The organism is Nonomuraea sp. NPDC049649 (assembly GCF_040675175.1).
Lineage (GTDB): Bacteria > Actinomycetota > Actinomycetes > Streptosporangiales > Streptosporangiaceae > Nonomuraea.
Map to the genome: position 1 here is coordinate 101,539 of NZ_JBFAOH010000011.1, position 21,911 is coordinate 123,449.

Here is a 21,911-nt window from a genome sequence, read left to right on the forward strand (position 1 = left end):
GCCCATAGAGGAGGGAAAGGCGTCATGCTCAACCTGTCGGTCGTCCTGGAAGACAGCGCCAGGAACACCCCGGAGAACACAGCCATCGTCTTCGGCGACATGCGGCTGCCGTACTCCATGATCGACACCGTAGCCAACCAGGTCGCGAACCTGCTCGTGTCGCGCGGCATCGGCCGGGGCGACAAGGTCGCGATCGCCTGCCCCAACCTGCCCTACTTCCCGTTCGTCTACTTCGGCATCCTCAAGGCCGGCGCGGTGGTGGTGCCGCTCAACGTGCTGCTGCAGTCCAAGGAGATCGCCTACCACCTGGACGACAGCGACGCCAAGGCGCTGTTCTGCTTCGAGGGCACCCCCGAGCTGCCGCTGGGCGAGCGGGGCAAGGCCGGTTTCGAGGCGGCCGACGGGTGCGAGCACTTCTTCGTGCTGCCCGCCACGCCGCTGGCGACCGAGTCGGAGTACGGGGAGTCGTTCTGGGCGGCGCTGGACGGGATGCCGGGCGAGTTCGAGACCGCGCAGACCGCGCCCGACGACACCGCGGTCATCCTCTACACCTCCGGCACCACCGGCCATCCCAAGGGCGCCGAGCTCAGCCACCAGAACATGCTGATGAACGTCCTGGTCAGCGACAAGATGTTCCCGCGGGCCGAGAACGGCGACACCTACCTGGGCGTGCTGCCGCTGTTCCACTCCTTCGGGCAGACGGTGGTCATGAACACCGGGTTCATGCGCGGCGCCAAGGTCGTGCTGCTGCCGCGCTTCGAGCCGGGTGAGGCGCTGGAGCTGATGCGCCGCGAGGAGGTGACGTTCTTCGCGGGCGTGCCGACCATGTACTGGGCGATGCTCACGAAGCTCCACTCCGAGGGCGCGGAGAAGCCGACGACGCTGGAGATCACGGTCGCGGGCGGCTCGGCCTGCCCGGTCGAGGTGCTCAAGGACTGGGAACGGACCATGGGCATCAAGATCCTGGAGGGTTACGGCCTGTCCGAGACCGCCCCGGTGGCGAGCTTCAACCAGCCCGGCCGCCCGGCCAAGCCCGGCACGATCGGCACCCCCATCTGGGGCGTGGAGATGAAGCTCGTCGACGCCGACTGGAAGACGGTCGAGGGCGAGGGCCCCGGCGAGATCGCGATCCGCGGCCACAACGTCATGAAGGGCTACTACGGCCGCCCGGAGGCCACGGCCGAGGTGATGCGCGACGGCTGGTTCCGCACCGGTGACATCGCCACCCGCGACGCCGACGGCTATTACTCGATCGTCGACCGGGCCAAGGACATGATCATCCGCGGCGGCTTCAACGTCTACCCGCGCGAGATCGAAGAGGTCCTCATGACGCACGAGGGGGTCTCGCTCGCGGCGGTGGTGGGCGTGCCGCACGACTCGCACGGCGAGGAGATCAAGGCGTACGTCATCCGCGAGCCCGGTGCGAGCATCACCGAGGACGAGCTGGTCGAGTGGGCCAAGGCGAACATGGCGGCCTACAAGTACCCGCGGATCGTCGAGTTCCGCGACTCGCTGCCGATGACGGCCACCGGCAAGATCCTCAAGCGCGAGCTGCGTTAGTGCCGGACGCGGGCCCCCTTTTCGGATGAGGGGGCCCGCGGCAGGCGAAACGCTTCGCCCCGCCCCGGCGATCTGTTCGTGTACGGCTCACGAACATCGGAGGATCGCATGGAATCTGGCACGCTGGCCGTGCCCGGCGCCGAGCTGTACTACGAGATGCGCGGGGCGGGGCCGGTTCTGCTGCTGGTCAACGGCGGCGAGGGGGACGCGGGCGCGTTCGAGCCGCTGGCCACGGTGCTCGCCGACCACTACACGGTGATCACGTACGATCCACGCGGCAACTCGCGCAGCCGCCTGACCGGGCCGCTGGGCGAGCAGCGCATCCCCCAGCACGCGCGCGACGCCCACCTGCTGCTGCGGGCGCTCTGCCGCGAGCCCGCCTACCTCTTCGGCACCAGCTACGGCGGCATGGTCGTGATGGACCTGCTGGCGGCCCGGCCGGAGCAGGTGCGCGCGGCGGTCGCGCACGAGCCGCTCCTGGTCGAGCTGCTGCCCGACGCCGACCGCTGGCACGCCGCCTTCCAGGAGGTGTACGAGACGTTCGAGCGGGAGGGTTCACCGGCGGCGCTGCTCCGGCTGAGCGGCCTGCTGGGCGTGGCCGCGCCGCCGGAGGTGTCGGACACGCTGCCGCCGCCCCTGGCCGCCATGCTGGCGCGGGTGCACGTCAACATGTCCTTCTGCCTGGCCTACGAGCTGCGGTCGTTCGTCCGCTACGTCCCCCATCTGGAGGCGCTGCGGAGCGGCAAGTTCACCCTGGCCGGCAGCGGCGAGGCGGACGGCACGCTCGGCCACCGCACCGCCCGCGCCCTCGCCGACCTGCTCGGCCTGGAGATCGCCGGCTTCCCCGGCGGGCACGCGGGTTTCCTCACGCACCCGGCCGAGTTCGCCAAGACGTTGTACGCGGTGCTGAACGACTGATCGGATCTTTCGTCAGGGCCAGTCGCGGGACGGCCGCAGCGGCATGCCCGACCGGCCCTGGTCGTCCAGCTTCACGCCGAGCACCTGGTGGAGCTGGACCTTGTTGCGCTCGAACCCGACGATGCACCCCGCCATGTAGAGAGCCCAGACGCGGGCGGTGCCCACGCCGACCTCCTCGACCGCGGCCGTCCAGTTGGCGTCCAGGTTGCGGCACCAGTGAGCCAGGGTCTTGGCGTAGTGTTCGCGCAGGTTCTCCTCGTGGCGGATCTCGAAGCCGTGGTCCTCCATGTTCCGGATCAGCAGGCCGACCGACTCCAGCTCGCCGTCGGGGAAGACGTAGCGGTTGATGAAACCGCCCTTGTTGATCGTCTTCTCCTTGCCGGTGGGCCGGGTGATGCAGTGGTTGAGCAGCCGGCCGCCGGGCTTGAGCTTGCCGTTGAGGAAGGTGAAGTAGGCGGGCAGGTTGTTCTTGCCGATGTGTTCGGTCAGGCCGATGGAGCTGACGGCGTCGAAGCCGGTCTCGGTGACGTCGCGGTAGTCCATGTGGCGGACCTCGGCGAGCTCCTGCAGCCCCGCCTCGGCGATGGCCTTCTGCGCGTACTCGGCCTGCTGGCGGCTGAGCGTCACGCCGAGCGCCTTGACGCCGTAGTGCTTGGCCGCGTGCATGACCATGCCGCCCCAGCCGCAGCCGACGTCCAGCAGCCGCATGCCCTCCTTGAGCCCGAGCTTCCGGGCCACCAGGTCGAACTTGGCGAACTGGGCCTCTTCCAGCGTGGCGTCCTCGGTGGGGAAGGTGGCGCAGGTGTAGGCCATGGACGGGCCGAGCACCCACTCGTAGAAGCGGTTGGAGACGTCGTAGTGGTGCTGGATGGCCTTGGCGTCGCGTTCCTTGGCGTGCCGGGAGCCCAGCTTGGCGAGCGTGCTCGTGCGTACCTCCTGCGGCGGCAGCGGGACGCGCATGAGCAGCGGCTTGACCCCCAGCGAGCGGACCGCGGCGATCTTCTCGGCGGTGGTCAGGTCGTTGGTGGTGATGTTCCACATCCGGTCGAGCAGGGTGTAGAGGTCACCGTGCACGTCGAGGTGGCCGGTCACGTACGCCCGTGCGAGCCCCAGCTCGCCCGGCGCCTGTGCCAGGTAGGCCACCGCGATCGGGGATCTCACCTCGATGGTGACGTCGGCGTCGTCAGGCCCGGCCTTGGTGCCGTCGTAGGCCGTGAACGCGATGCCGGCGTCGGAACCGACGATCTTTTCGAAGATGGAAGCGAGAGCCATCACATCACCTTCCCCGCACGCACTTGTCGTACAGATCAAGCAGGCGCCCGCTCGGGTCGTATTCCCGCTTGACCGGCCAGTAGACGTCCCCGTTGTAGAGCCGCCAGAACTCGTCCTTGCCGTAGAAGGACGTGGAGTAGAGCGACTTGTGCCCGTCGAGCTCGTGCACCGCGGTCTCGATGAGGCGGTTGTGGTAGCCGTCGAACTGTCCCCGTGGCAGCGGTACCATGCCCCAGAACCCGAAGTTCACGTAGAGCTTGCCCGGTTCGAGCGGATAGAGCGGCCAGCGCGAGCCCGCCCGCAGCGGGCACATCCAGACCGGCGTCATGCCGACGTCGCGGTCGAAGAACTCCAGGAACTCCGCTCCCCGCTCGACCGGCACCTCGATGTCCTGGATGACCGACTCGTGCACCGGCAGGCCGCGCCAGCGGTCGATCCGTGCGCTGATCCCGTGCTTGCGGTCGAGCGCGACGAGCCGGCGGTAGACGTCGGAGCGCATCCAGCGGCGCGGCATGAACGTGCGGACCATCGGCTTCTGCACGCCGAACGCGCGCGAGCACCAGAACCAGTCGGTGTCCCAGCGCCACAGGTAGTCGCGGACGGTGAGCCAGTCGCGGGCGCGCTGCCGGATCGACTGGTAGTAGATCCGCATGCCCGTGTAGTCGGAGGTGTAGGGGGCCCGGTCGGCGAAGCGGCCGAGCGTGAGGTAGAGCTCCTGCGGGCCGAAGAACACCCCGTCGACGAAGTCGACCGGCTCGCCGTCGTGCTCCATGCTGTCGCAGATCTCCTGCATGGCCAGCATGCACTTGTCGGCGTCGGTGAACCGCACGTGGGTGAGCCGCACGTACGGCTTGACCTTGCGCAGCTTGATCCGCAGGCGCAGCGCGTAGCCCAGGGTGCCGTAGGAGTTGGGGAAGGCCCGGAACAGGTCGCGGTGCTCGTTGTCGTCGCGGGCGACGACGACGCGGCCGTCGCCGGTGAGGATCTCCATCTCCTCGACCGACTCGTGCGGCAGGCCGTCGCGGAAGCTCGTCGACTCGATGCCGAGCCCGGTCACCGCGCCGCCCAGCGTGATGGTCTTGAGCTGCGGGACCACGTACGGCATCAGCCCGTGCGGCAGGGTCGCGTCGACCAGGTGCTCGTAGGTGGTCATGCCCTGGACCTCGGCGGTCATCGTCTCGGGATCGACGGCGATGACCTCGTCCAGGTCCCTGGCCGACAGCCGCGCCGTCCGCCCGGAGTCGCGGAACCGGAAGAGGTTGGACGTGGCCTTGGCCAGGCGCGGAGCGGCGTCTTCGGGCATCTCGGCGTAGGAGCGCCGGATGTGTTCCACTGCCCGTCGGTGTGTCGACATCGTCGTCACGCGTGCACCCCCTGGAACCGGCAGAGATCGTCCACAGAACGTTATCTCTCTGGGACTGCCTGGAACAGAGCGGGGCCGTTAAAGGAGCGAAAACTGTTCATCGTGTCAGCAAAAGCATCATGACACCGGCGAACCGGAAAACTTCCTTCTGATGTACGGTGCGACGCCGTTCACCACGTGGGCCACCTCCCGGCCTTCGACGGCGGCGGCCAGGTTCTCCAGGGTGACGGTCAGCAGGCGGCCGGTGGACTCCTGGGTGACGCCGGCCACGTGCGGTGACAGCAGCACGCCGGGCAGGTCGCGGAGCGGGTCGCCGGCCGGCAGCGGCTCGATGTCGAACACGTCGAGCGCCGCTCCCCCGAGATGCCCGTCGCGCAGCGCCGCCACCAGCCCGTCCTGGTCCACGACCCCGCCCCGGGCGGCGTTGACGAGGACCGCTCCCCGCTTGAGCCGGCGCGGGTCGATCAGGCCGCGGGTCTCCTCCGACAGCGCGATCGCCACCACGACCACGTCGCTGGCGGCCAGCAGGTCCTCCAGCGGGGTGTAGCCGGGGTCCTCGCGGGGCGTGCGCGTCCAGTAGGAGACCTGGCCGCCGAAGGCGCGGAACAGCCGGGCGCACGCCTCGCCGATGGGGCCGTAGCCGACGACGCCCACCCGCGCCGCGCCCAGTTCCCGGGGCTGGAGCTCCTGCTGCGGCCACTCCCCCGCCCGTACGGCGGCGTCGGCCTGGGGCAGCTTGCGGATCACCGCCAGGGCCGCGGCCACGCACCACTCGGCCACCGCGCCCGCGCTGACGCCCGCCGTGTTGGCCACCGGCACGCCGGCCGCGGCGAGCGCGGCCAGGTCGTGGCCGTCGACGCCGACCGAGGGCTGCTGCACGAACGCCAGCCGGGGCGCGGCGGCCACGGCCCCGGCGTCCAGCGTGAGCTCGCCCGTCCAGTCGCCCAGCACGATCTCGGCCTCGGGCAGCGCGGCCAGCATCGCCGCGCGGTCGCGGGCGGCGGGCACGCGCACGGTCACCCGGTCGCCGAGCGGGGTGAGCAGGCTCCTGATCAGGTCCTCGGGGAGCGGCGGCAGCGCGAGCAGGTTCCAGGGCGTCATGCGCCCACCGTAAAGCTGCCGATCACCCGCCGCATCAGCTTGGTCTTGCTCTGCCACTGCGCCTCGGTGAAGGTCCAGGACAGGATGTAGGCGGTGTCGTCGATCAGCACGGCCCGGCGCAGCTCGTGGTACTGCCTGCCGGGCGCGGCCCAGCTTGTCCCGTTGCCCTCCCCCGCCGTCCAGACGAACTCCCACTCCACGGCCCTGGCCCCGTGGTGGCGCACCTTCTTGCGGGAGAGGCTGCGCAGGTCGTCGGCGCCCTGCGCGCGCAGCGTCTCCTCCTCGTCGCGCAGCAGCTGGTTCAGGTCGAGCCGGGCGTAGACGGCCTCGACCGACAGGTGCCCCATCCGGCGCGGGTGCGTCCACTCGGCGTGGTGCTCGCCGCGCGCGCCCCGCCATCCGGTGGGCCGTTTTATGGTCCAGCCGGCGGGCGAGGTCCACGGCCGGAGCACGGCCCGCGCCCTGGTCGGGGTGGGCGTCGGCGTGGGTGTCACGGTCTCCACCGGGGTGGGCGTGACGACGGTCGGCGGGGCGCTCGGCATCGGGCTGGTCGCCGCCGCCCGGTGCGCGAGCTGGGAGGCGCCCTCCGCCGGGCCGCCGGATCTGAAGTAGGCGACCGCGCCGGCCGATACGACCAGGACGGCCGCCGCTGCCGCCGCGGCGACGGTACGGGCGAGCCCGCGTGAGGCGCCGGACGGGGGCGCGTCCCGCTCGTCGGCGGCCGATCGGGTCTGCAGGACGGCGGCGAGCAGTTCGTCGGCCTCCTGCGCGCCGACCCGCTCGGCCGGGTCCTTGCGCAGCAGCCCCTGCAGCACCGGGTGCATGGCCGGCGGTATACGCCGGTAGTCGGGCTCCTCGTCGAGGATGGCCTTGAGCGTCTCCATCGGCTCGCCGCGCTCGAAGGGCGAGCGGCCGACCAGCGTGGCGTAGAGGGTGGCGCCCAGCGACCACAGGTCGGAGGCGGGGCCCGCCTCGGTGCCGCGCACCCGCTCGGGGGCGAGGAAGCCGGGCGAGCCGGTCACCATGCCGGTCTTGGTGAGCGAGGCCTCGCCCTCGGTGGTGGCGATGCCGAAGTCGGTCAGCACCGCCCGGCCGTCGTCGGCGAGCAGGACGTTGCTGGGTTTCACGTCGCGGTGCAGGATGCCCTGGGCGTGCGCGGCTACGAGCGCGGACAGCACCTGCCGCCCGACGTCGGCGGCCTGGCGCACGGGCAGCGCGCCCATGGTCGCCACGACCTCCTCGACGGACGGGGCCCGCACCAGCTCCATGATGATCCAGGGCCGCCCCTCCTCCTCCACGACGTCGTACACCGCGACCACGGAGGGGTGGTTGAGCTGGGCGGCGGTGCGGGCCTCCCGTGCGGTGCGGACGAGCTGGCGCTCCCGATCGGCCTGGGGCAGTCCCGCCGGGAGGACCACCTCTTTGACCGCGCACTGCCGGTTGAGCAGCGTGTCGCGGCCTTCCCAGACCACGCCCATACCACCGCGGCCAAGCGCGCGTACTAATGCGTAGCGCTTGGCGATCAGCCGGCTGCTATCCGAATCCATTTCCTACCCCTGTTGACCACCCGAATAGTGGGCAAGTTTCCCATACCTCACCTCCCTCTGAAGGCTGGTCAGGAAGGCGTCTTGCCAGAGCGCACCGAATGTTGTTCTACTAGTGCCGGTGTTCGCCTGCCCGTCATGAGAAGGAGACGCCGATGTCGCACGCTCGTCAGGGTCCGCTGTCCGGGATCCGGGTGCTGGAGCTGGCGGGGCTGGCGCCGGGGCCGTTCGCCGGGATGATGCTCGCCGACCACGGCGCCGAGGTGCTCCGGGTCGACCGGGTGGGCGCGGTCTCCGACCGGCCGCGCACCGACGTGATGGACCGCGGCAAGCGCACGATCGGGCTGGACCTGAAGTCCCCCGACGGCGTGGCGGCCTTCAAGGAGCTGGCCCGGCAGGCGGACGTGGTGATCGAGGTGTTCCGGCCGGGCGTGGCCGAACGGCTCGGCATCGGCCCCGCGGACCTGCACGCGGTCAACGAGCGGCTGATCTACGGCCGGATGACCGGCTGGGGCCAGGACGGCCCGCTGGCGGCCTCGGCGGGCCACGACATCGACTACCTGGCGATCTCCGGGGTGCTGTCGATGCTGGGCCGCGAGGGCGAGAAGCCCACCCCGCCGATCAACATCCTCGGCGACTTCGCCGGCGGCGGGCTCATGCTCGCGTACGGGGTGCTGCTGGCGCTGTTCGAGCGGGAGCGCACCGGCCGGGGACGGGTGATCGACGCCGCCATGGTGGACGGCGCGGCGATCCTGTTCGCCATGTTCTACCAGGCCGTCAGCGCCGGCCTGTGGGGGCCGCGCGGCACCAACCTGCTCGACACCGGCGCCCCCATGTACGACACCTACGAGACCGCCGACGGGCTGCACCTGGCGGTGGGCCCGCTGGAGCCGCAGTTCTGGGACACGATGGTCTCCCTGATGGGCCTCACGGACCTGCCCGACCGGAACGACCGGGCGCAGTGGCCGGCGCTGAAGGAGCGGCTGGCGGCCGAGTTCCGCAAGCGGACCAGGGCCGAGTGGGAGGCGCTGTTCGACGGCTCGGACGCCTGCGTGTCGCCGGTCCTGTCGATGGCCGAGGCGCCCGCGCACCCGCACAACGCGGCCCGGGGCACCTTCGTCGACGTCGGCGGGGTCAGCCAGCCCAGGCCCGCGCCCCGGCTGGACGGCGCTCCCGACCCCGACCTCGCCCCCGCCACCCGCCTGGACGACCTGTCGGCCTGGGGCATCCCGGCGGAGCAGGCGGCCAAGCTGCGCGCCCAGGGTGTCCTGGCCTGACCGGCTCTCCGGGCGCGCTAGCGGGGCGCGGTGCCGCGGGCCGTCTCGTACCGCGAGTAGTCCTTGAGCGTCACCGCGTCGTGCAGCCGCGTGCTCCCGCCGCCCAGCCGCCCGGCCGCCCTGATGAGCGGGTCCGGGATACGGCGGAGCACCCGCGCGGCCTGGACCAGCGCCCACAGGTCGAACCGGCCGCGGGGGACGAGCCGCCTGGCCATGCCGAGGGCCAGCTTCCGGCTGCCGCGCACGTACGCGCCGATCTCGGCCTCGTACGCGGGGAACGCGCGGGCGGGGTCGCCGCCGGCCGCGGCGAGCTCGCCCGCCAGCACGTACGCGCCGACCACCGCCAGGCTGGTGCTGCCCCCGACGGCGGGACCCGGGCAGTAGCCGGCGTCGCCGACGAGCGTGACGCGCCCGCGTGACCAGGTGTCCATGCGCAGCTGGGTGATGCTGTCGAAGTAGAACGCGGGCGTGGTGCCGAGCTCGGCCAGCAGCCGCGGCACCTCCCAGCCGAGATCGGCGAAGTGCTCGCGCAGCAGTTCCTTCTGGCGGGGGACGTCGCGGTAGTGGTAGTCGAGCGGCTCGCGGGTGCGGAAGAGGAAGACGGCCCGCGCGTCCGGCAGGTGCGCCGCCGAGTACAGGCCGACGATCCGGTCGATGGCCGAGACGCCTTCCATGCGCCCTTCCAGGCCCAGATAGTCGGGCACGGACAGCACCGCCAGGTAGGCGCCGATCCAGGTGGCGAAGCGCTCCTCGGGGCCGAAGACCAGGCGGCGCACGTTCGAGTGCAGCCCGTCCGCGCCGATCACCAGGTCGAACCGGCGCGACGGCCCGCGCTCGAACGCCACCTCGCCGTCCTCGGCGATCGCCGTGATCGAGTCGCCGAAGACGTACTCGGCGTCGTCCCGCCCGGCGTCGTAGAAGATCTCGCTCAGGTCGTCGCGCATGATCTCCACGTGCCGGTCGGAGAAGGCGGTGATGAGCTTGCCGACCTGCATGCCGACCGGCCTCGACCGGCCCGGCACGTGGAAGGTCAGCAGCTCGGTGCCGGTCTTCCGCGCCCTGACCTGGTCGAGCACGCCCATCTTCTCGGCGATGTCGACGGCGGGGCGGAACAGGTCGACCGCGTGGCCGCCGGTCTTGCGCAGCGTGGGGGCGCGCTCGACGACCGTGACCTCGAACCCGTAGCGGGTGAGCCAGTAGGCGAGGACGGGGCCGGCGACGCTGGCCCCGGAGATGAGTACTTTCATGGACTTCCCTCCTTACTTACCGGATGGTAAGCGGGCGCCCGGAGGCGGCACAAGAGGTTACTTAACGGAAGGTAAGGAATAGGGTTGTCGCATGTCCAGGCCGACCGACACCCGGGCGCGCATCCAGGCGGTGGCGCGAGAGCTGTTCGTGCGCCAAGGCGTGCAGAACACCAGCCTGCGCCAGATCTCCGACCAGCTCGGCATCACCAAGCCGGCCCTCTACTACCACTTCGCCTCACGCGACGACCTGGTCCGCAGCATCATCCAGCCGCTCCTCGACGACATGGAACGGTTCCTGGACGGCCGCGAGCCCGGCGGCGACCCGCGCGAGCTCCTGGAAGACCACTTCGACCTCATCTGGCGGCACCGCGAGGTGATCGTCATGGTGGTGCGCGAGCTGTCCGTGCTGTCCTACCTCGACCTGGGCAAGCGCATGATGGCCTGGCGGCAGCGGCTCATCGTCCTGCTGCTCGGCGAGAACGTCACCACCGCCGAGCGCATCCGGGCCACGGTCGCGCTCGGCGGCATGTCCGACTGCTCGGTCGAGTACGCCCACCTCCCGCTGGAGGAGGTCAAGCCGACGGCGGTCGGCGCCGCCGCCGCCGCGCTCGGCCTCTAGACCGCGAGATAGATGTCCACCCCGCCCGGGTGGTGCACCTCCAGATCGGTGGTGAACGCGCGGGCCGGCGTGCCGCCCGACTCGGTGTGCTTCCACACCTGCTGCCACGCCTCGGCCAGCGCCTGCGGCATCGGGCCGCGCACCTCCAGCCTGACCGTCGTGGCCGCCGGCACCCGCACCGCGACCATGCCCTCCGGCAGCCGCGGCACCGTGCGCACGGCCGTGCCCACGATCTGCGTGTAGGCGCCGTGGTGGTCGCTCTCGTAGTCGGTGAGCACCGCGTACAGATTCTCGTCCACGCGGTTGGGCACGTGGGCGAAGGCCCCCGGAGCACCGGCCCGCTGCCACAGGGCGGGCAACCTGGCCCGCGCCTGATCCATCTCCTCGGCGTTCGTGGTGCGTACTGCGTAACCGACGACGATCATCTCGCCCCGCTCGGTGACGTCCACGCGCCCTCCCTCCCCCATAAGTATCCCGGCCGATCATAAGCCCCCGAGAAAGGGGGAAATTCCAGGTACCGGCAGACCACGCATAAGGTGAGTGAGCGTGAAATTCCTCAACGGTATGGCCCCACCGTACGACCTGACCTACAGCGACGTGTTCATGACCCCGTCGCGCTCCTCGGTCGGGTCCCGGCTCGACGTCGACCTGTCCACGAACGACGGCACCGGCACCACCATCCCCATCGTCGTGGCCAACATGACCGCGGTCGCCGGACGGCGGATGGCCGAGACCGTCGCCCGCCGCGGCGGCATCGTGGTGATCCCCCAGGACATCCCCTTCGACGTCGTCGCCGACGTGGTCGACTGGGTGAAGAAGCGCGACCTCGTCCACGACACGCCCATCGTGCTCACCCCGCACGACACCGTCGGCGAAGCCCTGCAGCTGCTGCCCAAGCGCGCCCACGGCGCCGTCATCGTCGTCGACTGGGAGAACCGGCCCGTCGGCGTGGTCACCGAGGCCGACTGCCAGGGCGTCGACATGTTCACCCAGCTCTCCCAGGTGATGTCCAGCGAGCTGCTCACGCTGCCCGCCGGGCTGGCCCCGCGCGAGGCGTTCGACCGGCTGCACGACGGCCGCCACCGCCTGGCCCCCATCGTCGACGAGTCGGGCCGCCTGGTCGGCATCCTCACCCGTACCGGCGCGCTCCGCGCCACCCTCTACCAGCCCGCCGTCGACGACCAGGGCAGGCTGCGCGTCGCCGCCGCCGTCGGAGTCAACGGCGACGTCGCCGCCAAGGCCAAGGAACTGCTCGAAGCCGGCGTCGACTGCCTCGTGGTCGACACCGCGCACGGCCACCAGGAGAAGATGGCCGCCGCGCTGCGGGCCGTCCGCGCCCTCGACCCGCACGTGCCCGTCGCGGGCGGCAACGTCGTCACCGCCGCCGGCGTGCGCGACCTGGTCGACGCGGGCGCCGACATCGTCAAGGTCGGCGTCGGGCCCGGCGCCATGTGCACCACCCGGATGATGACCGGGGTCGGCCGGCCGCAGTTCTCCGCCGTACTGGAATGCGCGGCCGAAGCCCGCAAGCTCGGCAAGCACGTCTGGGCCGACGGCGGCGTCCGCCACCCCCGCGACGTGGCGCTGGCCCTGGCGGCCGGCGCGGCCAACGTGATGATCGGCTCCTGGTTCGCCGGCACCTACGAGTCGCCCGGCGACACCCACACCGACGCCGACGGCCGCAAGTACAAGGAGAACTACGGCATGGCCTCCGCGCGCGCCGTCCGCCTCCGCACCGCCGAGGACAGCCCCTTCGACCGGGCCAGGAAGGCGCTGTTCGAGGAGGGCATCTCCACCTCGCGCATGTACCTCGACCCGCGCCGGCCCAGCGTCGAGGACCAGATCGACGCCATCGTGGCCGGGCTCCGCTCCGCCTGCACCTACGCGGGCGCGACCAACCTGGAGGAACTGCACGAACGGGCCGTCATCGGCGTCCAGAGCGCCTCCGGCTACTCGGAAGGCATGCCGCTGCACACCAGCTGGTGACCTGACCGCGTAGAGTCGTCGGGTTCATTGCCATCGTCTACAGGAGCACTTTCGTGGCACTCACGAAGCCGGAGATCGACTTCCCGGGCGGCAACCCGCCCGCCGAGCTGGAGATCGAGGACATCGTCGTCGGGGACGGCCCCGAGGCCAAGCCCGGCCACCAGGTCAGCGTCCACTACGTCGGCGTCGCCTTCTCCACCGGCGAGGAGTTCGACGCCTCGTGGAACCGCAACCAGACGTTCGAGTTCCCGCTGGGCGGCGGGCGCGTCATCGCCGGCTGGGACCAGGGCGTCGCGGGCATGAAGGTGGGCGGCCGCCGCAAGCTCGTCATCCCGCCGCACCTGGGATACGGCAACGCCGGCGCCGGCGGCCGCATCAAGCCCGGCGAGACCCTCATCTTCGTCGTGGACCTCCTCGGCATCAGCTGACCCCGTCCTTTCTGGGCAGGACACATCTACGGGAAGCTCCGCCCCGCCTCTCCCGCACTGCGCGGTCGTTCCGAGGCGGGGCTTTCCATGCTTCCAAGCTGGTCGCGGAGACCTGCCGTGCTGGACGGCGGCCCTCATGTGGGACTGCGGACCTCCACCCGAAATCACCGCTACCCCCGCCCGGCTGGATGGCGGTCCTGGTGGGGGTTGCGGAAATGTCGTGAAGGTGAGGCACGATAGCGGTGTGCTGCTGATCGACGTGGTCCGGGTGTCCGAGGCGGTGGCGCGCACGCCGGCGCGGCGGGGGAAGATCGGCCATCTGGCGGAGCTGCTCGGCCGGGTCGGCCCCGGCGAGGCCGAGATCGCCATCTCCTACCTGTCGGGTGAGCTGCCGCAGCGCCAGATCGGCGTGGGCTGGCGCTCACTGCAGGACCTGCCCGGCCCCAAGCTGGTCGCGACCGCCACGCTGACCGACGTCGACACCCTGCTCTCCAGGATCAAATCCGTGTCCGGCCAGGGCTCCCAGGCCGCGCGCAGAGCGCTGGTGCAGGAGCTGTTCGCGGGGCTGACCAGCCAGGAACAGGCGTTCATGCTCAAGCTGCTCGGCGGCGAGCTGCGGCAGGGCGCGCTCGACGGCGTGATGATCGAGGCGATCGCCGCGGCGTCCGGGGCTCCGTCGGCCGACGTCCGCCGCGCGCTCACCCTCCGCGGCTGGCTGCCCGCCGTGGGGGCCGCGGCGCTGGCGGGCGGCGTGGCGAGCCTGAAGGAGTTCCGGCTGGAGGTGGGCCGCCCGGTCTCGCCGATGCTCGCCGGCAGCGCCCCCGACGTCGCCGCCGCCCTGGCGAAGGCAGGCGCCCCGGCCGCGCTGGAGTGGAAGCTCGACGGCATCCGCGTCCAGGCCCACCGCTCGGGCTCGGAGGTCGGGGTTTTCACCCGTACGCTCGACGACATCACCTCCCGGGTGCCCGAGCTGGCGGAGGCGGTGCAGGCGCTCCCGGCGGGCGACCTGGTGCTCGACGGCGAGGTGATCGCGCTCCGCCCCGACGGCCGCCCGCACCCCTTCCAGGTGACGGCCGCCCGCACCGGCAGCAAGATCGACGTCGATCGCCTGCGCCGGGAGACGCCGCTGAGCGTCTTCTTCTTCGACGCGCTCCGGGTCGAGGGCGCCGACCTGCTCGATCTTCCGTACGAGGAGCGCCAGGAGGCGCTGACGGCCACCGTCCCGGAGCCGCTGCTGACCCCGCGCCTGGTCACGTCCGACGTGGCCGAGGCGGAGCGCTTCTTCGCCGAGGTCGTGCGGGCCGGTCACGAAGGGCTGGTCGTCAAGGCGCTGTCGTCCCCGTACGCGGCCGGGCGGCGCGGCGCGGGCTGGATCAAGGTGAAGCCCCGCCACACGCTCGACCTGGTGGTCCTGGCCGCCGAGTGGGGTCACGGCCGCCGGGAGGGCAAGCTGTCCAACCTCCATCTCGGCGCCCGCGACCCGGCGACGGGCGGGTTCGTCATGCTGGGGAAGACCTTCAAGGGCCTGACCGACCAGCTGCTCGCCTGGCAGACGGAACGCTTCCTGGAACTCGCCGAGGGTCCCACGGACGAGTGGACCGTACAGGTCCGTCCAGAGTTGGTGGTGGAGGTCGCCTTCGACGGCGTGCAGCGCTCGCCCCGCTATCCGGGCGGCATGGCCCTCCGTTTCGCCAGGGTCCTGCGCTACCGCCCCGACAAGCGCGCCGAGGACGCCGACACGGTCGACACCGTCCGCTCCCTCATGATCTGAGACGTACGAGGTCGCGGTGATGTAAGGCGTGCGGCGCCGAAGAGGCTGCGGTCGAGGTGGTCTGAGGCGTGCGGCGCCGAAGAGGCTCGGTCGAGGTGGTCTGAGGCGCACAGCGCCGATCAAGCCGGTGCTGAGGCGATTCGAGCCGTGCGCGGTCGGAGGGGTCGTGGTCGAGCACGGCCGGGCGGAGGCGCGGTAACGGGCGTCCGGGACTGAGGCATGTCGAGCCGGTGCGGCTTCCCGTTTAGTCCACCTCCACGTTGTCGAGGAGGCGGAGGAGGCTCGACAGCACGTGGAGGCAGGCGTCCACCTCCTCGGCGGTCACCTGGGCGGCGGCCGGGCTCAGCATGGCGCGTTCGCGGTCGATGAGGGCGTTGATGGCGGCCCGGCCCTCGCCGGTCAGGCGGATCAGCGAGGAGCGCCGGTGCGCCGGGTTGGGGACGGACTCCACCAGCCCCAGGGCGGCCGCCTCGTTGGTCATCCGCTGCACGAACTGGCGGCTCAGCGCCTGCGCCCGGCCCATCTGCGGGACCGTCATGGGCCCGTGCTCGCGCAGCAGGTTGAGCACGGCCCGCACGCCGACCGTCAGCCCCTCGACGGGCGCGTCCTGCTCGACCTTGCGGTAGGCGCGCCGGTAGAGCGGTCCGACGAGGTCGAACACTTCGATGAGCCGGTCGGTCAGCTCTCCGGACGCCGGATCACGGCCTGTCTCGCTCACCCCACCATGATGACACCTGAGTTGCCATCTTCTCACCAGAATGACACCCTGGTTGTCATGAATGACCTGTTCTGGACGGACACCGGCACCGGCCACCCCCTCGTCCTGCTGCACGGCGGCTTCCTCGACCACCGCATGTGGGACGACCAGATCCCCGCCCTCGCCTCGGACCACCGCGTCATCGCGCCCGACGCCCGCGGCCACGGCCGCTCCGCCAACGCCACCGGCCCGTACCGGCTCACCGACGACCTCGCCGCCCTGCTGCGCCACCTGGACACCGGCCCCGCGATCCTGGTCGGGCTCTCCATGGGCGGCAGCATCGCGATCGACACCGCTCTGGAGCACCCCGACCTGGTCAGCGCCGTGGTCATCAGCGGGTCGGGCACCAGCGAGCCCTACTTCACCGACCCCTGGACCACCCAGGCCATGGCCACCTGGAACGCCGCTATGGCCGCCGGGGACCTGGACGCCTCCGTCGAGGGGTTCATGCTCTTCGCCGCCGGCCCGCACCGCTCCCTCGACGCGGTCGACCCCGAGGTGGTGAGCCGCCTGCGCCGGATGACCCGCGACACCATGTCCAAGCACCACCCCGGCGAGCCGAACCACCTCACCGCCGTCCGCGACACCTGGGAACGCCTCCCCCAGATCAACGTCCCCGTCCTGGCCGTCAACGGCGCCATCGACTCACCCGACCACCTCGGCATGGCCGAACGCCTCACCGGCCTCGTCCCACACGGCCGCACGATCTCGATCGAGGGCACCGCCCACTACCCGAACATGGAACGCCCGGACGCCTTCAACAAGCTCCTCGGCGACTTCCTGCGCACCCTCTGACCCTCGACTTCGACCGGCCTCCCCGTGACTACCGGCCGGGGCCGACTGGAAACCCGCCTCCGCAGCGAGGGTGGATCTGGAACGCCCAGACGCCTTCATCCTCGACGGGTTTCCTCCGACGACCGGCCCGGAAAACACGAAACCCGCCTCCGGAGCGAAGGCGGGTCAGGTCCGCAGGGCGGCGGAAGTCACTTCACCAGGCGGATCGTCATCGGGTAGCGGTAGTCGCCACCCGTCAGCGCCGAGACGCCCGCCACGATCGACAGCACGATTCCGACCACCCAGATGACCGGCACCAGCACGATGCCGATGATCGTCAGCGGGAGCAGCATCGACGCGCCCATCAGCGTGAGCTGGAAGTTCAGCGCCTCCACCGCGTGACGGCGGATGAAGGGCGAGGTCTTGCCGCCCGTCAGCATCAGGATGAGCGGGCCGATGATGGGAAAGCCGAGCAGGGTCAGCAGGTGAGCCGCCGAACCCCCGAGCCGCTCGTTGCTCTCCGGCTCACCGGTGTAAGGGGCCGCGGGGGCAGGAGCCGGGCGGGGCATGGCGGCGGGGCCGTACAGCTCCTCCATGATGGGCATCAGGTCGCCGTGGGTGCGCGCCGTCATCGCCCGCTCCAGCCGGTCGTCGAACTCGATCTTGTCGAACCGACCTTCGGCGTAGGCGGCCTTGACGTGCTCCACCACGTGTTCGCGATCCTGGTTGGTGACGCGCAGCTCGGCCTGCGGCACCTGTCCCGGCCTGGAGGGTGTGGGTACCCCAGTCATCACAGCCATGCCTCTCCCCTTGGGATACGAACCATCCCTTTCATACTGTCGTACGGCCCGCCACGCTGGGCATCAGGAGGATCCCGGATGTATCCCCGAGATCTTCCCCGACGCGCCGGAGCGTTTGACGGTATAAAAAGGATTCATGAGATGGCGAGACCGCTACGGCCTCCGGCGACTACGTGGCAACAAGATCGCGAAATTCGATCGTGAGGCCACCGACGCCGACATCGAAGCGCTCATCGCCTTCGCGAAATCGCGGCGCGGCGTTGAGTTCTACGTCGAGCCCGAGACCTTCGCGACCGACACCACCGCCGTCGCCGTGGCCGACGACGGCGAGTGGACGCGGCGCAGGGTCGGATCCCCGGCGGTGATCCACAAGGTGGCCCGCGACCTGGCATTACCGGTATACGACGTCCAGCTCACCGGCTACCCGCAACGCATGCGCGCCTACAACGAACGCCGCCGCCGCGAAGGCGACGAACGCCTCTGACCCGCCCGCCGCCGCGAAGGCGACGAACGCCTCTGACCCTCCCACCGTCCCCGCCGACCCCGGCCTGACCCCGCCGCCGACATCTTTCCGCCCTCCAGGACAACCCTGACCCAGACCGCACCCCGATCGGCACTGCCCCGGCAAGCCGCGCCCCGGCCCTGTAGGAGCCCGGAGTCGACCTGGCGGGAGCCTCAGACGCGGCTGCCCTGGGGGAGGCGGCACTCCAGCGCGCCCACCTGAAGCCGTACGGGAAGGTGGTACGGCGGGTGCCGGGCTACAGCATCGCGGCGGGGATGACGTTGATCAGGCCGCCGTCGACGAGGAGGTCCTGGCCGTTGACGTACGATGCCTCCTTGGAAGCGAGGAAAGCCACTACGGCGGCGACCTCCTCGGCGGTACCGACGCGACCTGCGGCGACGAGTCCGGCCGCGGCGGCCTGGGCTTCGGTGCGGAAGGCCGGGGTGTCGATGTATCCGGGGCTTACCGAACTCACCCGGATTCCCCTTGGGGCGAGTTCGGCTGCGAAGGTGCGGGCAAGAGTGTGCACGGCCGCCTTGGTGGCGGTGTAAAGCGCTGCGTCCGGGGCGCCGCGGTGCAGGGCGAACGAGGCGTTGACAACGATCGCCGCTCCGTCGGGAGCAGCGGGAGGGACTTCTGGACGGTGAAGAACACCGACTTGAGGTTGATGTCGACGACTCGGTGGAACTCGTCCTCGGTTACCTCGTCGATGGCCTGGAACGCGCCGGTTCCGGCATTGGCGAAGACCACGTCGAGGCGGCCGTGTCTGTCGCGGATGGCGGCCGTCAGAGTCTCGAGGTCGGTGAGGTTCGCCGCGTCACCGGCGATTCCGAGGACGCGGTCACCGAGTTCCTCGGCCACCTCGTTCAATCGCGTCCTGTCGCGGCCTGTGATGACGACCTGTGCGCCTTCGGCGAGCAGGCGGCGCGCGGTGGCCAGGCCTATGCCGCTGGTACCCCCTGTGATGAGTGCGATCTTGCCGTCGTCGTTGCATGCCAGCACATTCCAGTAGCGATCACGCAACAGGGCCGGACGTTGCTCCCAGGCGTCGAGGAGTTGCCGCACTTGCGGGGTCACCGCACCCCCGCCCAGCTCACCGGCGGGCGGTGGGTTGAGGCCGACCAGCAGGTAGAGATGTCCGCGCTCAGCCGCATTCAACAGCAGTGCCCTCGCTACGGCGTCGAGCACCTCGGCGGAAACCGTGATGTCACGGCCCTGTTCGAGCCACGTGTACCAGGAAACCCCGACCCCCGCCAAGACCGCGACCTCCTCCCGCCGCAGCCCGGGAGTCCGCCTGCGCCCTACTGAGGACATGCCCACGTCCTAAGGCGTGAGCCGCTCGCGACGGCCACGCAGAAAGTCCCGGAGCTGCTCATGACGGGTGCGCACGGCTTCGCTGGCCATAAGAAACGGTAACAGCCGACCCAGCATGCTTTCTCGCTGGATCCACTCACCAGCGCCCACGACCGCGTCGACGGCGCCGCCCGCCGCCGGCACGGGGCCGCTGCTCTACGGCGCGCCGGGCCGGCCACCGCGCTCGGTCGGAGGCCGATCCCGTGACCTGCTCGGTCAGCACTTGCTCGGCGATGGCGCGGAAGGCGAGATCGTGCGCGACACAACGCATCCTCCTCGCTCTCACCTGCGGCTTGTGACAGCGGCCATGAGAGGCGGCGATGCGGGGAGACTGGCTCACTCCCCATGCGACGGAGGCGGCCAAGCCCTTTATCAAAGCGACTGACAAACAGGAAAAAGAGCTCCGGCTGCTGTTCAGCCTGAAATTTTCACTCCGTTTCCAGACGGAAAGACGCGATACGTGCCAGCAAACGGCATGGGAGCGCCGCCCGTCACCTTAGAGGAGCGAGCCGCGCCTTGACGGAACCTGCATGCCTCGTATTTGCTCCGTCGCATCACCACCCATCGGCAGGAACGGGCGCGGCAAAGCGATGTGAACGACACGGTTCTTCCGTCATGCCCTTTAATCACGCCGGTTCCGCACGTATGAGAGGACTGATTCAGCTCATGTTAACGCTAACTGACGCCCTGGCACCGTCCCTCCCGACGGTGCCACAGGCAGGTGAGTGATGATCCGGCGTAAATCCGTCCTCGCCGCCGTCATCGCGGCAGTGCTTCTCGCGGTGGCCCCAGGTGGCACGGCGCTGGGCAGCAGCGAAACCACGTCCCGCGCGGCGAGCGCCGCCGCCGCCGCGACGCCAGGATGCGGCAAGACTCCAACGCTCAGAAGTGGCACGCATACGATCCAGAGCAGCGGCCAGACTCGCTCCTTCATCCTGAGAATTCCCGACAACTACGACAACACCAACCCCTACCGGTTGATCTTCGGGTTCCATTGGCTGGGCGGCACCGCCAACGACGTCGACTCAGGCGGGAGCAGCGGATACACCTGGTCTTACTACGGGCTCAGGCAACTGGCGAACAACACCGCGATCTTCGTCGCCCCCCAGGGACTGAACAACGGCTGGGCCAATTCCGGTGGGCAAGACCTGACCTTCGTCGACGACATGATCAGCCTGATCGAAGCAGACCTGTGCGTCGACACCACGCAGCGGTTCGCCGGAGGTTTCAGCTACGGCGGCGGCATGAGTTACGCCCTGGCCTGCGCTCGGGCGACGGTCTTCCGCGCGGTCGCGGTCTACGCCGGCGCACAGCTCAGCGGATGCAGCGGCGGCACCCAGCCCATCGCCTACATCGGGCTCCACGGCCTCAGGGACAACGTGCTCAACATCTCGCAGGGCCGGTCGCTGCGCGACACGTTCGTCAGGAACAACGGGTGCACGCCCCAGAATCCGCCCGAGCCGGCACAGGGCAGCCTGACGCACGTCGTCACCGCCTACTCGGGATGCCGATCCGGATACCCGGTCGTGTGGGCGGCGTTCGACGGGGGGCACACCCCTGGTCCAGTGGACGGGTCCACCGCTGACGACGGCGCACGTACCTGGACCAAGGCAGTGGTGTGGGACTTCTTCAACCAGTTCCAGAGCACGGACGACACCACTCCGCCGACCTCTCCGGGCACTCCCGCCGTCTCCAACGTGACCGCCACCAGCGCCACCCTGACCTGGACGGCATCCACCGACCAGGGCGGCTCCGGCCTGGCGGGTTACAACGTCTACCGGGAGCAGGGCGCCACCGACCCGCTGCTCGGCCAGTCCACCACCAACTCGATCACCCTGACCGGGCTGACCGCCGACACCGAATACCAGGTCTACGTACGAGCACGCGACGGCGCGGGCAACCTGTCGGCCAACTCCGCGTCCGTCACGTTCACCACGACCTCCACCGGCGGCGACACCACTCCACCCACCGCCCCAAGCGGGCTGACGGCCTCCGGCACCACCGCTGACGGCACCAATCTGTCCTGGGCCGCCTCCACTGACGACGTGGGGGTCGCCGGCTATGACATCCTGCGCGCACCCGGGGCCACCGGCGGCACCTTCGCCCAGGTCGGCACCTCGGCCACGACCTCGTACAGCGACACGGGCCTGACCCCGAGCACCACCTACCGGTACCAGGTCCGGGCTCGGGACGCCGCCGGCAACCTCTCGCCGGTGTCCGACACCGTCCAGGTCACCACCAGCGGCACCAGTACCGGAGCCTGCTCGGCGACGCCGACCGTGCAGACCCAGTGGGGCACCGGCTATGTGATCCAGCCGCTGACCATCACCAACACCAGTACCTCGACGATCACCGATTGGACGGTCGCCTTCACGCTCCCGGCCGGGCACACGCTGACCGGCTCGTGGAACGCCACCATCACCACCAGCGGGCAGACCGTGACGGCCAGAAGCGTGAGCTTCAACGGCACGCTGGCCCCCGGAGCCACCACCAGCTTCGGCTTCCAGGCCACCCGCCCCGACGGCGACACGGCCCTGCCATCCGGATACACCTGCACCAGCGGGTGACCCCGCGACCGGATATCGGCCCAGCCCTCGGCGAACGTCTCGGCGGGGCTGGGCCGCACCCGTTCTTCCTCA

The 21,911-nt window shown here is 70.5% G+C and carries 18 protein-coding genes and 1 pseudogene; 10 read left to right on the plus strand and 9 right to left on the minus strand.

The features are described from left to right. The first annotated feature begins 24 nt into the window (after window positions 1-24). Both AB0J42_RS17100 and AB0J42_RS17105 read left to right on the plus strand, forming a co-directional pair. A complete protein-coding gene (locus tag AB0J42_RS17100; RefSeq protein WP_364294951.1) occupies window positions 25-1,560 on the plus strand; it encodes a long-chain fatty acid--CoA ligase in 1,536 nt (511 codons plus the stop codon). A gap of 108 nt (window positions 1,561-1,668) precedes the next feature. After that, window positions 1,669-2,478: an alpha/beta hydrolase gene (locus tag AB0J42_RS17105; protein ID WP_364294953.1), complete on the plus strand. Its 810-nt coding sequence runs from the start codon at window positions 1,669-1,671 to the stop codon at window positions 2,476-2,478. Window positions 2,479-2,490: 12 nt separating this feature from the next. On the opposite strand, the gene AB0J42_RS17110 is transcribed toward AB0J42_RS17105, so the two are convergent. The 4 genes from AB0J42_RS17110 to AB0J42_RS17125 form a co-directional block, all read right to left on the minus strand. Next, on the minus strand, window positions 2,491-3,750 hold the full coding sequence (locus tag AB0J42_RS17110) for a cyclopropane-fatty-acyl-phospholipid synthase family protein (protein WP_364294956.1): 1,260 nt from the start codon (window positions 3,748-3,750) through the stop codon (window positions 2,491-2,493). 4 nt (window positions 3,751-3,754) lie between these two features. Continuing rightward, a complete protein-coding gene (locus AB0J42_RS17115; RefSeq protein WP_364294958.1) occupies window positions 3,755-5,104 on the minus strand; it encodes an FAD-binding oxidoreductase in 1,350 nt (449 codons plus the stop codon). A gap of 126 nt (window positions 5,105-5,230) precedes the next feature. Beyond that, window positions 5,231-6,214, minus strand: coding sequence for a 2-hydroxyacid dehydrogenase (locus tag AB0J42_RS17120; protein WP_364294961.1), 984 nt, complete (start codon window positions 6,212-6,214; stop codon window positions 5,231-5,233). Further along, a complete protein-coding gene (locus AB0J42_RS17125) occupies window positions 6,211-7,761 on the minus strand; it encodes a serine/threonine-protein kinase (RefSeq protein WP_364294964.1) in 1,551 nt (516 codons plus the stop codon). The genes AB0J42_RS17120 and AB0J42_RS17125 overlap by 4 nt, the downstream gene beginning before the upstream one ends. 152 nt (window positions 7,762-7,913) lie before the next feature. Here AB0J42_RS17125 and AB0J42_RS17130 point away from each other — a divergent pair, with 152 nt between their 5' ends. Further along, window positions 7,914-9,035 carry a CaiB/BaiF CoA-transferase family protein gene (locus AB0J42_RS17130; RefSeq protein ID WP_364294967.1) on the plus strand — a complete coding sequence of 374 codons (1,122 nt, stop codon included), beginning with the start codon at window positions 7,914-7,916 and terminating at the stop codon, window positions 9,033-9,035. A 17-nt stretch (window positions 9,036-9,052) separates the two neighbouring features. On the opposite strand, the gene AB0J42_RS17135 is transcribed toward AB0J42_RS17130, so the two are convergent. Next, the gene (locus AB0J42_RS17135; RefSeq protein WP_364294970.1) at window positions 9,053-10,282 is read right to left on the minus strand and encodes an FAD-dependent monooxygenase; all 1,230 of its coding nucleotides are present in this window, start codon (window positions 10,280-10,282) and stop codon (window positions 9,053-9,055) included. Between the two features lie 91 nt (window positions 10,283-10,373). On the opposite strand from AB0J42_RS17135, the gene AB0J42_RS17140 reads away from it, so the two are divergent. Beyond that, window positions 10,374-10,901, plus strand: a complete 528-nt coding sequence (locus AB0J42_RS17140; protein WP_364294973.1) for a TetR/AcrR family transcriptional regulator — start codon at window positions 10,374-10,376, stop codon at window positions 10,899-10,901. Here the strand turns inward: AB0J42_RS17140 and AB0J42_RS17145 are convergent. After that, complete coding sequence (locus tag AB0J42_RS17145) at window positions 10,898-11,350, minus strand: effector binding domain-containing protein (protein WP_364294976.1); 453 nt, start codon at window positions 11,348-11,350, stop codon at window positions 10,898-10,900. The two genes, AB0J42_RS17140 and AB0J42_RS17145, sit on opposite strands and share 4 nt — an antisense overlap. Before the next feature lie 97 nt (window positions 11,351-11,447). Here AB0J42_RS17145 and AB0J42_RS17150 point away from each other — a divergent pair, with 97 nt between their 5' ends. The 3 genes from AB0J42_RS17150 to AB0J42_RS17160 all read left to right on the plus strand — a co-directional run bounded on the left by AB0J42_RS17150 (window position 11,448) and on the right by AB0J42_RS17160 (window position 15,086). Next, window positions 11,448-12,887: a GuaB1 family IMP dehydrogenase-related protein gene (locus AB0J42_RS17150; protein WP_364294979.1), complete on the plus strand. Its 1,440-nt coding sequence runs from the start codon at window positions 11,448-11,450 to the stop codon at window positions 12,885-12,887. Between the two features lie 53 nt (window positions 12,888-12,940). Then, window positions 12,941-13,315, plus strand: coding sequence for an FKBP-type peptidyl-prolyl cis-trans isomerase (locus AB0J42_RS17155; RefSeq protein ID WP_364294982.1), 375 nt, complete (start codon window positions 12,941-12,943; stop codon window positions 13,313-13,315). A 244-nt stretch (window positions 13,316-13,559) separates the two neighbouring features. Next, entirely contained in the window at window positions 13,560-15,086 is a 1,527-nt protein-coding gene (locus tag AB0J42_RS17160; RefSeq protein WP_364294984.1) for an ATP-dependent DNA ligase, read from the plus strand. 244 nt (window positions 15,087-15,330) lie between these two features. On the opposite strand, the gene AB0J42_RS17165 is transcribed toward AB0J42_RS17160, so the two are convergent. Beyond that, complete coding sequence (locus tag AB0J42_RS17165; RefSeq protein WP_364294987.1) at window positions 15,331-15,804, minus strand: MarR family transcriptional regulator; 474 nt, start codon at window positions 15,802-15,804, stop codon at window positions 15,331-15,333. A 57-nt stretch (window positions 15,805-15,861) separates the two neighbouring features. Here AB0J42_RS17165 and AB0J42_RS17170 point away from each other — a divergent pair, with 57 nt between their 5' ends. After that, window positions 15,862-16,638 (plus strand): alpha/beta fold hydrolase, encoded by a 777-nt coding sequence (locus tag AB0J42_RS17170; RefSeq protein WP_364294990.1) that lies wholly within the window; start codon window positions 15,862-15,864, stop codon window positions 16,636-16,638. Window positions 16,639-16,826: 188 nt separating this feature from the next. Here AB0J42_RS17170 and AB0J42_RS17175 read toward each other — a convergent pair whose 3' ends face one another. Beyond that, complete coding sequence (locus AB0J42_RS17175; protein ID WP_364294993.1) at window positions 16,827-17,417, minus strand: DUF1707 and DUF4870 domain-containing protein; 591 nt, start codon at window positions 17,415-17,417, stop codon at window positions 16,827-16,829. Window positions 17,418-17,553: 136 nt separating this feature from the next. On the opposite strand from AB0J42_RS17175, the gene AB0J42_RS17180 reads away from it, so the two are divergent. Continuing rightward, on the plus strand, window positions 17,554-17,901 hold the full coding sequence (locus AB0J42_RS17180) for a hypothetical protein (protein WP_364294996.1): 348 nt from the start codon (window positions 17,554-17,556) through the stop codon (window positions 17,899-17,901). A 274-nt stretch (window positions 17,902-18,175) separates the two neighbouring features. On the opposite strand, the pseudogene AB0J42_RS17185 reads toward AB0J42_RS17180, so the two are convergent. Further along, a pseudogene (locus AB0J42_RS17185) lies at window positions 18,176-19,233 on the minus strand (SDR family oxidoreductase). Window positions 19,234-20,000: 767 nt separating this feature from the next. On the opposite strand from AB0J42_RS17185, the gene AB0J42_RS17190 reads away from it, so the two are divergent. Then, window positions 20,001-21,839 carry a cellulose binding domain-containing protein gene (locus tag AB0J42_RS17190; RefSeq protein ID WP_364294999.1) on the plus strand — a complete coding sequence of 613 codons (1,839 nt, stop codon included), beginning with the start codon at window positions 20,001-20,003 and terminating at the stop codon, window positions 21,837-21,839. The last annotated feature ends 72 nt before the right edge of the window (window positions 21,840-21,911 follow it).

Excerpts from the sequence above, each read along its gene's own strand:
- AB0J42_RS17100 (WP_364294951.1), top strand. The coding sequence starts at position 25 with ATGCTCAACCTGTCGGTCGTCCTGGAAGACAGCGCCAGGAACACCCCG.
- AB0J42_RS17105 (WP_364294953.1), top strand. The coding sequence starts at position 1,669 with ATGGAATCTGGCACGCTGGCCGTGCCCGGCGCCGAGCTGTACTACGAG.
- AB0J42_RS17110 (WP_364294956.1), bottom strand. The coding sequence starts at position 3,750 with ATGGCTCTCGCTTCCATCTTCGAAAAGATCGTCGGTTCCGACGCCGGC.
- AB0J42_RS17115 (WP_364294958.1), bottom strand. The coding sequence starts at position 5,104 with ATGTCGACACACCGACGGGCAGTGGAACACATCCGGCGCTCCTACGCC.
- AB0J42_RS17120 (WP_364294961.1), bottom strand. The coding sequence starts at position 6,214 with ATGACGCCCTGGAACCTGCTCGCGCTGCCGCCGCTCCCCGAGGACCTG.
- AB0J42_RS17125 (WP_364294964.1), bottom strand. The coding sequence starts at position 7,761 with ATGGATTCGGATAGCAGCCGGCTGATCGCCAAGCGCTACGCATTAGTA.
- AB0J42_RS17130 (WP_364294967.1), top strand. The coding sequence starts at position 7,914 with ATGTCGCACGCTCGTCAGGGTCCGCTGTCCGGGATCCGGGTGCTGGAG.
- AB0J42_RS17135 (WP_364294970.1), bottom strand. The coding sequence starts at position 10,282 with ATGAAAGTACTCATCTCCGGGGCCAGCGTCGCCGGCCCCGTCCTCGCC.
- AB0J42_RS17140 (WP_364294973.1), top strand. The coding sequence starts at position 10,374 with ATGTCCAGGCCGACCGACACCCGGGCGCGCATCCAGGCGGTGGCGCGA.
- AB0J42_RS17170 (WP_364294990.1), top strand. The coding sequence starts at position 15,862 with ATGAATGACCTGTTCTGGACGGACACCGGCACCGGCCACCCCCTCGTC.
- AB0J42_RS17175 (WP_364294993.1), bottom strand. The coding sequence starts at position 17,417 with ATGGCTGTGATGACTGGGGTACCCACACCCTCCAGGCCGGGACAGGTG.
- AB0J42_RS17180 (WP_364294996.1), top strand. The coding sequence starts at position 17,554 with ATGAGATGGCGAGACCGCTACGGCCTCCGGCGACTACGTGGCAACAAG.
- AB0J42_RS17190 (WP_364294999.1), top strand. The coding sequence starts at position 20,001 with ATGATCCGGCGTAAATCCGTCCTCGCCGCCGTCATCGCGGCAGTGCTT.